Raw genomic sequence first — 16575 nt, 5'->3', positions numbered from 1 at the left:
CTGTGAGCGCTGAGCACATCATGACGAAGACCGGCCCGGCGGGCGGTGACGTCGCACGGCTGGCGGCGAAGGATGTCACGGTCGGCTACGGCGACCGTACGGTCATCGACGGCCTCGACGTGACGGTCCCGCCCGGCCTGATCACCACGATCATCGGCCCCAACGGCTGCGGGAAGTCCACCCTGCTGCGCACCCTGACACGGCTCCTCAAGCCGTCCTCGGGGGCGGTGGTGCTGGACGGTCAGGACATCTCCGAGCTCAGGACCAGGGATGTCGCGAGGAAGCTCGGCCTGCTGCCGCAGGCCCCGGTCGCGCCGGAAGGGCTGACAGTGGCCGACCTGGTCGCCAGAGGGCGGCATCCGCACCAGAGCTGGCTACGGCAGTGGTCGTCGGACGACGCCTCCGTCGTGGAGCGCGCGCTGGAGATGACCGGGGTGTCCGAACTCGCCGGCCGGCCGGTCGACTCGCTGTCCGGAGGGCAGCGGCAGCGCGTCTGGATATCGATGACGCTGGCCCAGGGCACCGACCTGCTGCTGCTGGACGAGCCCACCACGTACCTGGACCTGGCGCACGCGATCGATGTGCTCGATCTGGTGGACGACCTGCACGAGTCGGGCCGCACGGTGGTCATGGTGCTGCACGACCTCAATCTGGCGACCCGTTACAGCGACCATCTCGTCGTCATGCGGGAGGGGTCGATCCTGGCGCAGGGGCACCCGCGTGACGTGATCACGGCCGAGCTGCTGCAGGAGGCGTTCGGGCTGCGGGCCAAGGTGATCGACGACCCGGTGGGCGACCGCCCGCTCATCGTGCCCATCGGGCGCACTCATGTGCAGCTCAACTGAGGTTCGGGCAACGAAAATAACGTCAGTTAGGCTAGGCTAACCTCACTCGGCGCGGATATGGTTTGGCTGCCCTCGTGCGGGGTGAAGCGGACAGCGCGAAAGCAAGGGATTCCGGATGCTCTTCCACAGATCGACGTTCCACAAGCCATGGCGGCGGCCGGCTGCGGCCATCACCGCGGTGACGCTCGGCGTCGCCCTCCTCGCGGGATGCGGCTCCGACTCGCAGGACACGGCGAGCGACAAGGCTCCGGCCGCCTCATCGGGCGTGTTTCCGGTGACCGTGGAGCACGCGTTCGGATCGACGAAGATCACCAAGGCTCCCGAACGGGTCGTCTCCGTCGGGTACACCGACGACCAGGCCATCCTCGCGCTCGGCATCAAGCCCGTCGGCATGGTCGACCAGTACCCCAACCCGGCCGGCAAGTCCCCCGACATCAACACCCAGTGGCCCTGGGCCAAGGAGAAGTGGGGCGACACCCGCCCCGAGGTCGTCATGAGCAACGGCGACTCAGGACCCAACTACGAGAAGATCGCGGCCCTGCGGCCCGACCTGATCGTCGCGGTCTACTCCGAGATCGACAAGGCCGCCTACGACAAACTCTCGAAGATCGCCCCCACCGTGGGCCGCACCAAGGGCGAGAAGGAACTCTTCAGCGCGCCCTGGCAGGACAACGCCGTCCACATCGCCAAGGCGCTCGGTAAGGAGGACGAGGGCGCCGCACTGGTGAAGGGCATCCAGGGCAAGCTCGACGCCGCCCGCGAAGCACACCCGGAGTTCGCCGACCAGACCGCGGTACCGCTGTCCTGGTACGAGGACTCGGTCGCGCCGTTCACCACCACCGACGTACGCGGACGGCTGGTGACGGGCATCGGCTTCAAGGGTGCGACGAAGATCGACGAGATCGCCGGCGACAAGTTCTTCACCAAGCTCTCGCCCGAGCGCATGGACCTGATCGACGTCGACCGCATCTTCGTCATCAACGACAAGGCGGACCAGGAGGCGTTGAAGAAGTCCGAGCTGTTCGCCAACCTGTCCGCGGTCAAGGACGGCAAGGTGTCGTACCTGCTGGACAGCGAGGGCCCGGCCGTCGGCGCTGCCATGTCCCAGGGCACCCTGCTCTCCCTGCCGTACGCGATCGACGAGCTCGTGAAGTCGGTCGACCAGTGATGCGGGCCGCCCGGTCCCGACATCGACGCGGTCCGGTTCCCGAGTGACCAGCACCGCCACCCACATCGCCCCGGCCGCCCTGCGCACGGCGGCCGGCGGCGAGGCCACCCGCTGGGTCGCCGCGCGCTGCCGCGAAGTGCCGTGGCTGACCGCGGCCACCGTGCTCACCACGGTGGCCGGGGCGGCGCTCCAGGTGCTCCCCGTGCTCCTGCTCGGCCGTGTGGTCGACGGCGTGGTCGACGGAGACGGGCGCTCGGTCCTGGTCACGACAGGAATCCTGATGGGAGCCGCCGCGCTGCTCGGTGCCGCGGCCACGGCGGTGTCGACGTATCTGATCGGGCGGCTCGGCGCGGATCTCCTCGCACGGCTGCGGGAAGCCGCCGTCCGTGCGGTGCTGGGTATGCCGAGCACACGGATCGAACAGGTCGGCCGGGGCGATGTGCTGTCGCGGGTCGGTGACGATGTCGCCGTGATCTCCAAGGGCATAAGGACCGCAGTGCCCACCGTGTTCTCGGCGGGCGTACTCGTCGCCATCGCCACCGTCGGCATGTTCGGGCTCGACTGGCGGCTCGGTCTGGCGGGCGCCGGCGCACTGCCCGCCTACGCTCTGGCCCTGCGCTGGTATCTGCCCCGGTCCGCCCCGCTCTACCAGCGGCAGAGGGTGGCCCAGGCAGACCGCGCACAGGCGTTGATCAGCGGCCTGAACGGGATCGACACCGTACGGGCCTACCGCCTCGAAGGCGCCTTCCGTGAGCAGGTCACCGCCAGGTCGTGGCGCGTGCGCGATCTCGGGATCGACGTCTTCCGGATCTTCGGCCGGTTCGTCGGACGGGAGAACCGCGCCGAGTTCATCGGTCTGGTCCTGATCCTCGTGGTGGGCTACGTCCTGCTGGAGAACGACGCCGCGACCCTGGGCGACGTGTCGGCGGCGCCGCTCATGTTCCACCGGCTGTTCACCCCGCTGGGCGCCATCATGTTCACCTTCGACGAGGCGCAGAAGTCGGGCGCGAGCCTCACGCGGCTGGTCGGGGTGCTGGGGGAGCCCTCCGAGGACCGGCTGGTGGGCCATGCCTCCGCGACATCCGACGCATCGGAAGGCCCCATGGACGTCGCGGAGTACCCGGTGACGGTCCAAGGGCTGACCTTCAGCTATCCAGGGGCGGAGGACCCCGTCCTGCGTGACGTCAGCCTGACGATCCCGGCCGGCGGCTCGCTCGCCCTGGTGGGGGCGACGGGCGCGGGCAAGTCCACCCTGGCCGCTCTGATCGCGGGCATCGGGCGTCCGCAGACCGGTTCGGTGCGCGTCGGTTCCGAGGACCTCGCCGACATGGACGAGGCGGACGCACGGGCCCTGGTGAGCATCCTGACCCAGGAGACGCACGTGTTCTCCGGTCCGCTCGCCGACGACCTGCGGCTGGCCGCGCCGCGAGCCACCGACGCGGAACTCATGGACGCCCTGCGCACGGTCGGCGCCGGGGACTGGGTCTCCGCGCTCCCCGACGGCCTCGGCACCACGGTCGGCGAGGGGGGTGAACGCCTGGACGTCACGAAGGTCGCCCAGATCGCCCTGGCCAGGCTCGTACTGAACCGGGCGCCCGTCGTGGTGCTGGACGAGTCGACGGCGGAGGCCGGCAGTGAGGGCGCCGCCGAACTGGAGCGGTCCGTACGGGCGGCGTGTTCCGGCAGGACCACGCTCTTCGTCGCGCACCGGCTGACCCAGGCGATGGCGGCGGACCGGATCGCCGTGCTGGACGAGGGCCGCGTGGTGGAGCAGGGAACCCACGAGGAGCTCGTGGCTCTGGGCGGACGGTACGCCCGGCTGTGGAGAGCCTGGCGCGAGGGCAGTTAGTCACACCCGGCAGTCACACCCGGCAGTCGCACCCGCTATTCACACCCAGGTGCTCGCACCTGGTTGAGGTCGGTCCCACGTTCACACGCTGGAAGGACGATGAGTCTCCGATGACGGATCCCACAGCTCGCCCGGTAGCGCTGTCCCCCGCGGGTCTGGACGGCATACGCAGGCGCACCGGTGACCATTCCGACAGAACCGTCGTCGAGGCGTGCGCCATCGCCCTGGCGTACTGGGCGACGGGCCGCGGCCCCGAGGACATGGGCCTCACCGACGGCACTCTCTTCACCGACGTGCTTCGACGGGTGGGCGACCGCGACACGGCACCGGCCGGTCGGCAGGCCGGCGGCGAGGGTCGGAGTGTCCCCGTCCCCGAAGGCGTCACGCCCGCCGACGCGCAGCTCGCGCTGGACGATCTCGCGGACTTCCCCGACCGTCCCCTCGGAACCATCGGCCCTGTCGGCGCGGAGGCCAGGATCAGGACTCTCGCCGAGTGGAACGACACCGGGACCGAACGGATCCGCCCGACCGTCGTCGAGATGTTCCGCGAGCAGGCCCGGACCAGGCCGGACGCCGTGGCGATCGTCGACCGGCACCGTACGCTGACGTACCGTGAAGTGGCCGAGTACTCCGGTCAACTGGCCCACCATCTGATCGAACGCGGGCTCACCGCCGAGCAGGTCGTCGGCATCTCGCTGGGCCGCTCGGCCGACATGGTGATCGGACTCCTCGGCGTGCTCCAGGCCGGGTGCGCGTTCGTGCCGCTCGACCCGCAGTGGCCTGCCGAGCGCAGGGCCGTCGTCATCGAGGACGCCCGTGCCGTGCTCCAGCTCAACGACTCGGGCGAGCACCGGAGCGGCGAACCCGAAGCGGTGCCCGTGGACCTCGGCGACTGGCGCCTCGGTGCGTACCCCTGCGAGGCACCCGAGGTCACCGTCCCCGGCGCCGCACTGGCGTACGTCATCTTCACGTCCGGTTCGACGGGCCGGCCCAAGGGCGCCATGATCCGGCACGACGCCATCAGCGAGCGCCTCCTGTGGCAGTCCCGGGAGATGCTGGGCTTCGGCCATGACGACGCGTCCCTCTTCAAGGCGCCCCTGTCCTTCGACATCTCGATCAACGAGATCTTCCTGCCGCTGGTGTGCGGCGGCCGGCTCGTGGTCCTGCGGCCCGGCGGCGAACGAGACCCCCACCATCTGCTGAGCGTGCTGTCCGAACAGCGCGTCACCTTCACCTATCTGGTGTCGTCCATGCTGGACGTGCTGCTGGAGATGGACGGCGGTTCCGGGCGGCTGAACACCCTGCGGCACGTGTGGTGCGGCGGCGAGGTACTGACCCCCGAACTGTACGAGCGTTTCCGCACCAGGCTCGGCATCCCCCTGTACCACGGCTACGGACCGGCCGAGACGACGATCGGCGTCTCGCACGTCGTCTACCGGGGCGAGGCCGAGCGCCTGTCGACATCGATCGGCAGGGCCAACCCCAACACCCAGCTGTACGTGCTCGACGACGAGCTGCGCCCCGTCCCGGTCGGGGTGGGCGGCGAGCTGTACGCCGGTGGCTTCCTGCTGGGGCGCGGCTATGTCAACGCGCCGGGTCTGACGGCGTCCCGCTTCATCGCGAACCCCTTCGCGGACGACGGGTCCCGGCTGTACAGGACCGGTGACCTCGCACGGTTCGCCCCGGACGGCTCGCTGGACTTCCTCGGCCGGGCCGACAACCAGGTCAAGATCCGCGGGATGCGGCTGGAGATCGAGGACGTCGAGCTGGGCCTCGCCGAACACCCCTCGGTACGGCACACCTGCGTCGTCGCCAAGAAGAACACGGCGGGCGGCACCTATCTGGTGGGCTACGTCATCCCGGCCGCCGGCAGCGAGGATCTGCACCGCGACAAGGTCAGGGCGTGGGCCGAGGAGCACATGGTGGAGTACATGGTGCCCACCCATGTCGTCGTGCTGGAGGAGTTCCCGCTCACCGCCAACGGCAAGGTCGACCGGGCCGCGCTGCCGGAGCCGGTGACCGGGAACGGCTCGGTCCTGGCCCCCGCCACCGAGAGCGAGCGTCTGGTCTGCGCCGCGGTCGCGTCGGTGCTGCGGCTGGACGAGGTCGGTGTCGACCAGGACTTCTTCCGGCTCGGCGGCGACAGCATCCTGGCCATCTCCCTGCTGAGCGCGCTGCGCGCCGAGGGTCTCTACGTCACGGCGCAGCAGATCTTCACCCACAGCGTCGTGGGCGCGCTCGCGGCGGTCGTGAGCCGGGAGGACGCCTCCACCGCGGAACACGGCGACGAGGCGACCGGCTCCGTCGCCGGATCGCCCATCGTGCGCTGGCTCGGCGAGACGACGGACGCGATCGACGGCTTCGTGCAGTCGGTCGTGCTGAACACTCCGGCAGATCTCACCGCCGAGGCCCTCGACGCGATCCTCACCGCTGTGGCGGGCCGGCACGACATGCTGCGCGCCGTGCTGGTGCGCGGCGACCGCTGGAGCTTCGACATCCCCGAGTCGGACGGCACCACCCCCGGGTGGCAGGAGAGCGAACTGCCGCTCGACGCCTGTGTGCAGCTCGCCACCGAGGCGATCGACCCGGACCGCGGTGTGATGCTGCGCGCCGTCTGGCGCCGGGCCGCACGGCAGCTGGTCGTCGTCGTGCACCACGTGGTCGTCGACGGCGTGTCCTGGCGGATCCTCATGGACGACCTGGCCACCGCCTGGCGGCAGTTCACCTCCGGCGAGCCGCTGGAGCTGCCCCCGGTGGGCACGTCGTTCCGGCGCTGGACGCAGCTGCTGGAGGCCGCCGGGTTCGCACCCGACCGTGCGGCCTTCCAGCGTCCCCTGCCGGGACCGGACGGACCGCTGGGCAGGCGGGCACCGGCCGGGACCGACACCGTCGCCCGCGAGCGCAGCCGGACCGTCTCCGTGGACCCTGAGGCCACGGCGGCGCTGCTCGGGGAGATACCCGCGAGGTTCCACGCGGGCGTCAACGACGTCCTGCTGACCGGGCTCGCCGTCGCACTCGCCAGGTGGCGACGCGACCTGGGCCAGGACCAGACGTTCGCGCACATCGAGCTGGAGGGCCACGGCCGCGAGGGGCGGTTCCTGGCGGACACCGCGGGCTACGAACCCGAACTGTCCCGCACCTTCGGATGGTTCACCACCCTGTTCCCCGTGGTCGTGGATCCAGGTGCGGCGGCCGACCTCACCGCCCCCGCGTATCTGGCCGCCGCGCTCAAGTCGGTCAAGGACGACCTCGGCCGGGTGCCGGGCAACGGCCTCCCCTACGGCGTCCTGCGGTATCTGACCGACACCGGACTCGAAGGGCCCGCCGCCCCGCAGGTGCTCTTCAACTACCTGGGCCGCTTCGACTCGGGCACCTCGGGGGCCTGGCAGTTCGCGGGCGCCACCGGGCAGCTGGGCGAGAGGCGTGACCCGAGGATGCGCCTGCCGCGCGCCCTGGAGTTCAACGCCATCGCCGAACCCGCGTCCGACGGAGCGTACGAGCTGGTCACCACGGTCTCCTGGCCCGACGGGATGTTCACCGACCAGGACATCGCGGCCATCTGCGGATATCTGCGCGAGGCACTGACCGGCCTCTCCGCGCTGGAGCAAGGCGGCCACTCACCCGGCGACTTCGCCCTGGTGCCGCTCACCCAGACGGACGTCGACGCCCTGGACGGCCCTGAGCTCAGGGACATCCTGCCCCTGACCCCCTTGCAGGAGGGCCTCTACTTCCACTCGGTCTTCGACGAGGACTCGGCCGGCAGCTACGTCGAGCAGCAACTGCTCACGTTGGAGGGCGAGGTGGACGCGGGCAGGCTGGCAGCGGCGGCGACCCGGCTGCTCACGCTGTACCCGAATCTGGCCGCCCGCTTCGTGGCACTCGCCGACGGGCGCGTGGTCTCCGTGCTGGAGAGCGGGGTGGAGGCGCCCTTCATCACCCTGGACCGCCCCGGCATCACGGAAGCCGAGATCCGCGACCACGCCGAGCGGGACCGCCGCGCAGGCTTCGACCTGGCCACCGGACCGCTGATGCGGTACACACTGATCCGCGCGGGCTCCGGCAGGAACGTGCTGGTGCAGACCGTGCACCACATCATCGCCGACGGCTGGTCCGTGCCGCCGATGCTGCGTGCCCTGCTGCGCGAGTACCACGCGCCGGGCAGCCGGTATCCGCTCGGCGGATTCCCCGACTACGTACGCCGGCTCGCCGAGCTCGACGACGACGAGAGCGACCGGGTCTGGCGCGAGCAGCTCGCCGGTCTGCCAGGACCCTCCCTGGTCGCGGAAGGGCACACCCCCTCCGACCGGTTCGCCGACACCGCCGTGGAGCCCGACGACGACATCGACGCCGCCGCCCGGTCGGCGGGCGTGCCGCTGAGCGTGGCGGTCCACAGCGCCTGGGCCGTGACCCTGGGCGGCATCCTGCGGGGCAGGGACGTGGTCTTCGGCTCCACCGTGTCAGGTCGTGACGCCGAAGTGTCCGGCATCGAGGACATGGTGGGCCTGTTCATCAACACGATCCCGCTGCGCGCCCGTTGGGACGAAGGCAGCACGGCGCGAGAGCTGCTCGTCTCGGTGCGCGAACACCAGAGCGCCGTCCTGGCGCACCAGCACGTCTCGCTGGCGAGGATCGGCCGCCGCACGGGCGGCGGTGCCCTGTTCGACACCCTCGTGGTCTTCGACGTGGCGACCGACGTGGCGGCTCTGCGGGAGCCGGGTGATGAACTGGCCATCACCGCCATCGTCAACGAGGGAGCACCCCATTACCCCCTGACGCTGGTCGTGGAGCGCACCCCGGCGGGCCGCCCCCGCTTCAACCTGATCTACGACAGGGAGCTGCTGCGCGAGGCGAGCGTCCAGGCGATCCTGCGCACGTTCACCGAGGCCCTCACCGGCCTGCTCACCCGTCCGGACACCCCCATCGGCACTGTGGCGCCCGAGGACACGGGGCGCCCCGCGCGCATCACCCGCACGACCCTGGACGCACTGTTCGACAGCGCCGCGAACCGTGACCCGGGGGCCACAGCCGTCACCCACTGCGCGCTCGACGGCACAGCCAGGTCCCTGACCTACGGCGAACTCGCGGACGCGAAGAGCACGCTGGCCTCGACCCTGCGCGCGGCCGGAGTGGGTCCGGGCCGACGCGTCGCCGTCGCCGTCCCACGTTCCCTCGAACAGGTGGTCGCCCTGGTGGCGATCGTCACTGCGGGCGGCGCGTATGTACCCCTGGATCTGGCCTACCCGGACGAACGACTGGAGTACATCCTCACCGACGCCGCCCCGCAGGTCGTCCTCGTGGACCCCGACCAGCGCGACCGGTTCGCACAACTGCTGGGCCGGGGAGAGGGCGCCCCGCCCCGCGTACTCGTGCTGGGCGAGGAGGCCGAGGAACCCTCGGGGGAGAGCGAGCCCGCGCCCGTGCCGGCCACCCGGCCCGGCTGGCACGATCCCGCGTACGTGATCTACACGTCCGGATCGACCGGCAGGCCCAAGGGGGTCGTCGTCCCGCACGCCGGCGTGGTGACGCTGCTCGGGAACACCGGACCCGGTATGGACTTCGGCCCGCAGGACGTCTGGGTCCAGTTCCACTCCTACTCCTTCGACTTCGCGGTCTGGGAGCTGTGGGGCGCGCTGGCGCACGGCGCCGAACTGCTCGTACCCGACTACGGGGTGACCCGCTCCCCGGTGGACTTCCACCGGCTCGTCCGGGAGCGCGGAGTGACCGTGCTCAACCAGACCCCTTCGGCCTTCTACCAGTTCGTCGAGGCCGACCGGCACGCCCCCGGACCCCTGCCCGCGCTGCGCCGGATCATCTTCGGAGGCGAAGCGCTGGACCCCGCGCGGCTGCGCGGCTGGGTGGAACGGCACGGCACGCTCTCGCCCGAGCTGGTCAACATGTACGGCATCACCGAGACCACCGTCCACGTCACCCACCGGGTGCTCGACGACGCCGACCTCGACGGCGACGTCAGCCCGATCGGCGGCCCGATCCCGGGCCTGACCGTCCATCTGCTCGACGACCGGCTCAGGCCGGTGCCGCCGGGCCGGGTGGGCGCCATCTACGTGGCCGGTGACCAGGTGTCGCTCGGCTACCTGGGCAGGGCCGGTCTCACGGCGGGTCGGTTCGTGTCGAACCCGTTCGCGAACGACGGTTCCCGCATGTACCACACGGGTGACCTCGCCCGGCGCACCCTCGACGGCGAGCTGGAGTTCGCCGGCCGCGCCGACGACCAGGTGCAGCTCAAGGGATTCCGTATCGAGCTCGGTGAGGTGGAGTCCGCCGTCAGGGAGGCCGACGGGGTCGTCGACGTGGCCGTCACCGTGGCGGACAGCGGTGACCACCTGGTCGCGCACGTCGTGGGCCGGGTGCCTGACGACCTCATGGACCGGCTGTCCGCGAAGCTGCCCGCGCACATGGTGCCCGGCCGGGTGCTCCGGGCGGACGCCCTGCCGCTGACGGTCAACGGCAAGCTGGACCGCAAGGCCCTGGCCGAACGCGCCGCCGAGGACGCCCCCGGGCCCACCGCCCCGAGTGACGGGTCCGCGCTCGCCGCGCTCGTCGGCATCTTCACCGAGACCCTGCCAGGATCCTTCGCCGCGGACGGTGACACCGACTTCTTCTCGGCCGGGGGCGACAGCATCGTCGCCATCACCGTGATCAACCGTGCCAGGGCGCTCGGACTGTCCATCGCACCCCGTGACGTGTTCCTGCACAGGACACCCCGCGCGCTCGCCGAGCACCTCGGATCCCGTACGGCGCAGGCCGCCTCGCCCGTGCCGGCCACCCGTGAGAACGGTCCGCTCGCCCTGACGCCGATCATCCTGCGCCAGCGGGAACTGGGTGGCTCGCTCGCCCGGTTCGCGCAGGCCAGGACACTCGCGGCGCCCGAGGGAACCGGCTTCGCCGACGTCGAGGCAGCCGCGAACGCGGTCGTGGCCGCACATCCGGCTCTCCGGCTCCGGCTCCAGGTGGAGCACGGGGTGTGGGCGCTGCGTACCGAGCCCGCCCGTGAGATCACCGTGGTGCGTACGGAGACCACCGACGCGACGGCCGCGGCGAACGAGGCGGCCGGCCGACTCGCCCCCGAGTCCGGCGACCTCATCGCGTTCTCGTGGCTGGAGCCGAGCCGGACGCTCGTGGTCACCGTCCACCACATCGCCGTCGACTCCGTCTCCTGGCTGATCCTCCTGGACGACCTGGCCACCGCCCTGCGCGGGGAGACGCTGCCACCGCCGACCACGTCCTACGCCGAGTACGCCGAAGCCCTCAGCTCCGGTGCCGCCCGCCCCACCGGCGACCTGGGCCACTGGCTCACCACGCTCCAGGCGCCCGCGTCGCTCCCGAAGGCCGAGCGGTGGCGCGAGACCACCGTCGTGCTCGCGCCGGAGGTGAGCGACCGGCTGACGCGCACCGCGCCCGCCGCACTGGGTGTCGGCCTGACCGAGCTGCTGTGCGGGGCGCTCAGAGCCGCGCTGACACACATTCAGCCGATGCCCACCGACCTCGCCGTCGAGCTGGAACGGCACGGCCGTGTACCCGCTCTCGAACATCACGACTACACCCGTACGGTCGGCTGGTTCACCTCCATCGCCCCCGTGCGGCTGAGCGCGCACACCGATCCCGTGGCGGCGGCGCGCGAGGTCGCCGCACGCCAGCCCGACGAGCACGGACACGTCGCCTACGGCCGGCTCAGGTACCTCGACCCGCAGACGGCGCCCCTGCTGACGGCCCGCCCGCAGGTGCTGTTCAACTACCTCGGCCGGGGGAGCGAGTCCCAGGTCCCGCACATCACCGGCGGCGAAGGGCACAGCCCGTACGCCGTCGAGGTCAACGCGTGGACCGACGCGACGACCGGAAGCCTGCACGCGGCCTTCACGCTCGCCGAAGGTGTTCCCGACGCGCTGACCGGCCACTGGCGCGACGCACTCGAAGCCCTCGCGGACGCGGCCGCCACGGCCGAGCGCACAGCACCGGTCACCCCGCTGCAACGGGGCCTGTACTTCCAGGCCCAGATGGCGGGCCCGGCCGGACACTACGTCGCACAGAGCTACTTCGGCTTCGACCGGCGCCTGGACACCGACGCGCTGTCCGATGCGATGGCGTACGTCATCGCGCGGCACCCGGCCGTGGGCGCGGGATTCACCACCGACGACGACGGCAACCCCGTCCAGGTCCTCTCGGCGGGCCGGCGGGTCGACGTCCGTACGGTGCGGCTGACGACGGACGCGGAGGTCGACGCGCTGCGGGCCAGGGACCGCGACACGGGATTCGACCCCGGCGAGCCACCACTGATCCGGCTGACCGTCCTGCGTCTGCCCGACGGGCGCGACGGCCTGCTGCTCAGCTATCACCTGCTGCTGTGGGACGGCTGGTCCCGAGAGATCCTGCTGCGCGACCTGTTCGACGCGTACCAGGAAATTCTGGAGGGCAGGACGCCGGTCGCCGTCCCGGCCGTACCGAGCTTCGAGGAGTACGCCAGGGCACTCGACGCCCGTGACCCCGCGGTGTCGGAGCGCTTCTGGGGGGAGCACCTGTCCGGGCTCACCGGACCGACACTCCTGGCCGGCCCGGAACCGGCCCTCGACGACGGCCTGCCGCCCGCGCTCGTACACACACTCTCGGCCGGGCAGTCCGAACTCGTCCGGGAGACGGCCAAGGCGCACGGCGTCACACTGAACACAGTGCTGACCGGTGCGTTCGGACTCCTGCTCGGCGCGCACACCGGACGGAGCGACGCCGTGTTCGGCGTGACCGTCTCAGGACGGGAGGGCGAGGGCCTGGAGGGCATCGTCGGGGTGCTCCTCAACACCGTTCCGATGTGGACGCGGGCACGGGCGCACGACACGGTCAAGGAGTACCTCTCGGCCGTCCAGGCGGCCAGGGTCGAGGCGATGGAGCACGAGCACCTCGGGCTCGGTGAGATCCAGCGGGCCGGCGGACACGACACCCTGTTCGACAACCTGTTCGTGCTTCAGAACTTCCTGGACATGGACGCGTTCGCCGCGATGAACGCCCGGCACGGCATCGCGGAGGTGAAGGCCGACGACTCGACGCACTATCCGTACACCTGGGTCGTCACCCCCGGGGACCGGCTCACGGTCAAGCTGGAGCACCGCGAAGGCGACCCCGGAAAGGCCCGCCGCCTCCTCGACGACTACCTCGGCGTGCTCGACCGGCTGACCCGGTCGTCCGGACCGCTCGGACGGCTGCGCGGCCCCGGCCCCGAACCCGAGCCCGCCGTACGCACGGACATCGGCACGGACACCGTCGTCGACCGTTTCGACCGGGCGGCCGGCCAGGACCCGCAGCGGGTCGCCCTCGTCGCCGACGGCTCCGCCATGACCTTCGAGCAGCTTCGCGACCGCAGCCGCGCGGTGGCCGGTGTGCTCGTGCGGCGGGGCATCGGCCCCGAGACGACCGTGGGCCTCGCCGTCCCGCGCTCCCTCGACTCGATCGTCGCCCTGTTCGCCGTGTTGCGGACCGGCGCGGCGTACGTGCCGCTGGAGCTCGATCACCCCGACGAGCGGATCGCCGCGATCATCGACGCCGCACGCCCGGACGTGATCCTCACCGTGAGCGCGGTGTCCCCGCGGCTGACCGGTGACCTGATCGCACTCGACCGGCCCCTGCCCGACGCGGACCCCTTCGTGACCTTCACGCCCGAAGCCCCGGACCGCCTGCGGCACCCCGCCTACACGATCTACACCTCCGGATCGACCGGCAAGCCCAAGGGCGTGGTGACCGAGTACGCCGGGCTCACCAACATGCTGATCAACCATCAGCGCCGGATCTTCGAACCGGTCCTCGCGGAACACGGGCACCGGACCTTCCGGATCGCCCACACGGTGTCCTTCGCGTTCGACATGTCCTGGGAAGAGCTGCTGTGGCTCGCCGACGGACACGAGGTGCACATCTGCGACGAGGAACTGCGCCGTGACGCTCCCCGACTGGTCGCGTACTGCGCGGAGCACGGCATCGACGTCGTCAACGTGACCCCGACCTACGCGCAACAGCTGGTCGCCGAAGGCCTGCTGGACGACCCCGCGCGACGGCCCGCGCTGGTGCTGCTGGGAGGGGAGGCCGTCACCCCGGCACTGTGGCAGCGACTCGCGGAGACCGAGGGGACGGCGGGCTACAACCTGTACGGACCCACCGAGTACACCATCAACACCCTCGGCGTCGGCACCTTCGAATGCCAGGACCCGGTGGTGGGCGTGGCGATCGACAACACCGATGTGTACGTGCTCGACCCCTGGCTCCGGCCGCTGCCCGACGGCGTGCCGGGCGAGCTGTACGTATCGGGCATCGGCATCGCGCGTGGCTATCTCGGGCAGAGCGCCCAGACCGCGGACCGGTTCGTCGCCTGCCCCTTCGGCGCGCCCGGCGAGCGCATGTACCGCACGGGGGACCTGGTGGCGCGCAGGCCCGACGGGAATCTGATGTACCTCGGCCGCACCGACCAGCAGGTGAAGATCCGGGGCCACCGGGTCGAGCCCGGCGAGGTGGAGGCCGCGTTCGCCGCACATCCCGCGGTGCGCTTCGCCGCCGCCGTGGCGCAGCCCGACCCGCAGGTCGACGGTGCCCACCGGCTGGCCGCCTATCTGGTGCTGAGCGGCTCGGGTCTCGCGGAGGTCGCCGCCGATGTGGGCGCGGGACTGCCGGACTTCCTGCGCCCGACGCACTACGCCCAGGTCGACAGCATCCCGCTGACCGTGAACGGGAAGGCCGACACCAAGGCGCTGCCCGAGGCGAGGCCGCTCGGCGTGCTGACCACGGGAGGGGAGCGCGGGCCGGAGACGGAGACCGAGACGGTGGTGTGCGAACTCTTCGCCGAGGCACTGGACCTCGACGACGACGAGGTCAGCGCCGTAAGCGACTTCGTCTCCCTCGGCGGCCATTCCATGCTGGCGGTGCGGCTCGTCGGGCTGCTCCGCCGGGAGTACGGTCCTGTGATCACGATCCGTGATCTGCTCACCCTTCGAACCCCGGAAGCGATTGCGCGCCACCTTGATGACAACACCTGACGTGCGACGGCCTCGCCCGGGCGCCGACATCCTCCGTACCGCACTGCGCCGTAACGCCGGCGCGGTGGTCAGGGGCACCGTCCTCATGGGCCTCTACCAGGCCGGTGAGACCGCCTTCCCCATCGCGCTCGGCCTGATCGTCGAGCACACCATGCGGGACCGCAGCCTCGGCTCGCTCGGCCTGTCGATCGCCGCGCTTGCCGTGATCATCACGACCGTCTCGCTGTCGTGGCGGTTCGGGATGCGTGTCCTGCAGAAGGCCAACACCACCGAGGCGCACCGCTGGCGGGTGCGGGTCGCGGCCTGCGGACTCCAGCCGGTGGCCAGGGACGTCGGTCTGAAGTCCGGCGAGGTGCTGACCATCGCCACCGAGGACGCCGACCAGACCGCCGACATCGTCGAGGTCGTGCCGCTCCTGGTCAGCTCGCTCGTCGCGGTGGTGGTCGCCTCGGTCGCGCTGGGCCTGGCCGATCTCAGACTCGGTCTGCTGGTGGTCGTGGGTACCGTGGCGATCCTGTCCGTCCTGAGCGTGATGTCCAGACGGATCGGCTCCAGCACACGCGAACAGCAGGCGAGGGTGGCGCGCGCGGGTGCCAAGGTCGCAGACCTGATCACCGGCCTGCGCCCGCTGCACGGCTTCGGCGGCAACCACACGGCGTTCCTGACCTATCGGAGGGTCAGCAGCGAGGCGAGGCGTCAGGCGATCACCGTCGCCCGGGTGAACGGTGTGTACGCGGGCGTGGCACTGGCCCTCAACGCGGTCCTCGCGGCAGCCGTGACCCTGACCGCGGGCTGGCTGGCCTACGGAGGCCGCATCACCATCGGGGAACTCGTCATGGCCGTGGGCCTGGCGCAGTTCATCATGGAACCGCTGAAGATGTTCTCGGAGATGCCCAAGTACGTGATGATGGCGCGGGCCTCGGCGGAGCGGATGGCACTCGTGCTCGCCGCGCCACCGCTGGCGGCGCCGGGCGAGGCGCGTCCGGAAGCGGGCGGGGACCTGGAGATCGACGGTGTCGGGTACGGGTCCCTGCACGGGCTCACGTTCCGGGTGCACGCGGGCGAGTTCGTGGCGATCGCCCCCTACCAGCCACGCGCCGCGGCCGATCTTGCCGCGATCCTGGGGGTGAACGTCCCGCCAGGGGCGTACGAAGGGGCCGTACGGGTCGGCGGGCGGGAGATCGGGGAGCTGTCGGTCGAGGCCCTGCGCGAGCAGGTGCTGGTGAACCCCTACGACGGCGAGATCTTCGAGGGAAGCCTCCGTACGAACATCGACCCGTCGGGGGCGAGCCGGCTGGTCCCCGAGGCCGTGGAGGCGTCACTCCTGACCGATGTCGTCGCCCTGCACCGCGAGGGACTCGACCACGGTGTCCGTGACCGGGGCGCGAACCTCTCCGGGGGGCAGCGCCAACGGCTGTCCCTGGCCCGCGCCCTCGCAGCCGACTCCGACGTCCTGGTTCTCCACGACCCGACGACCGCGGTCGACGCGGTCACCGAACAGCTCATCGCGCGCAACGTCGCCAAGCTGCGCAAGGGGCGCACCACCGTGGTGATCACCAGCAGCCCGGCCCTCCTGGACGCCGCCGACCGGGTCCTCGTCCTGGACGACGGCGCCGTCACGGCCGACGACACGCATCGTCACCTCCTCGCGTCGGACGAGGCGTACTGCAGGGCGGTGGCGCGGTGACC

Annotated in this window: 5 protein-coding genes; all 5 read left to right on the top strand. The window is 71.3% G+C overall.

Annotated features, from left to right (window positions below; translation table 11 throughout):
* Window positions 1–20 precede the first annotated feature (20 nt).
* The 5 genes from OG623_RS00630 (at window position 21) to OG623_RS00610 (ending at window position 16573) form a co-directional block, all read left to right on the top strand.
* A complete protein-coding gene (locus OG623_RS00630; protein WP_406143272.1) occupies window positions 21–845 on the top strand; it encodes an ABC transporter ATP-binding protein in 825 nt (274 codons plus the stop codon).
* Window positions 846–960: 115 nt separating this feature from the next.
* Window positions 961–2013: an iron-siderophore ABC transporter substrate-binding protein gene (locus OG623_RS00625; RefSeq protein WP_406143270.1), complete on the top strand. Its 1053-nt coding sequence runs from the start codon at window positions 961–963 to the stop codon at window positions 2011–2013.
* A 43-nt stretch (window positions 2014–2056) separates the two neighbouring features.
* Window positions 2057–3862 carry an ABC transporter ATP-binding protein gene (locus OG623_RS00620; protein ID WP_406143268.1) on the top strand — a complete coding sequence of 602 codons (1806 nt, stop codon included), beginning with the start codon at window positions 2057–2059 and terminating at the stop codon, window positions 3860–3862.
* A 110-nt stretch (window positions 3863–3972) separates the two neighbouring features.
* Window positions 3973–14886: an amino acid adenylation domain-containing protein gene (locus tag OG623_RS00615; protein ID WP_406143266.1), complete on the top strand. Its 10914-nt coding sequence runs from the start codon at window positions 3973–3975 to the stop codon at window positions 14884–14886.
* Window positions 14873–16573: an ABC transporter ATP-binding protein gene (locus OG623_RS00610; protein WP_406143264.1), complete on the top strand. Its 1701-nt coding sequence runs from the start codon at window positions 14873–14875 to the stop codon at window positions 16571–16573. Before OG623_RS00615 ends, OG623_RS00610 begins: the two co-directional genes overlap by 14 nt.
* Window positions 16574–16575: the final 2 nt, after the last annotated feature.

The organism is Streptomyces sp. NBC_01012, assembly GCF_045162755.1.
Taxonomy (GTDB): Bacteria; Actinomycetota; Actinomycetes; order Streptomycetales; family Streptomycetaceae; genus Streptomyces.
This window is presented reverse-complemented; position numbering and strand designations above follow the sequence as displayed.

What these genes read in the sequence shown, in the direction of transcription:
- OG623_RS00615 (WP_406143266.1), top strand. Translation starts at nt 3,973, where the DNA reads ATGACGGATCCCACAGCTCGCCCGGTAGCGCTGTCCCCCGCGGGTCTG.
- OG623_RS00625 (WP_406143270.1), top strand. Translation starts at nt 961, where the DNA reads ATGCTCTTCCACAGATCGACGTTCCACAAGCCATGGCGGCGGCCGGCT.
- OG623_RS00630 (WP_406143272.1), top strand. Translation starts at nt 21, where the DNA reads ATGACGAAGACCGGCCCGGCGGGCGGTGACGTCGCACGGCTGGCGGCG.
- OG623_RS00610 (WP_406143264.1), top strand. Translation starts at nt 14,873, where the DNA reads ATGACAACACCTGACGTGCGACGGCCTCGCCCGGGCGCCGACATCCTC.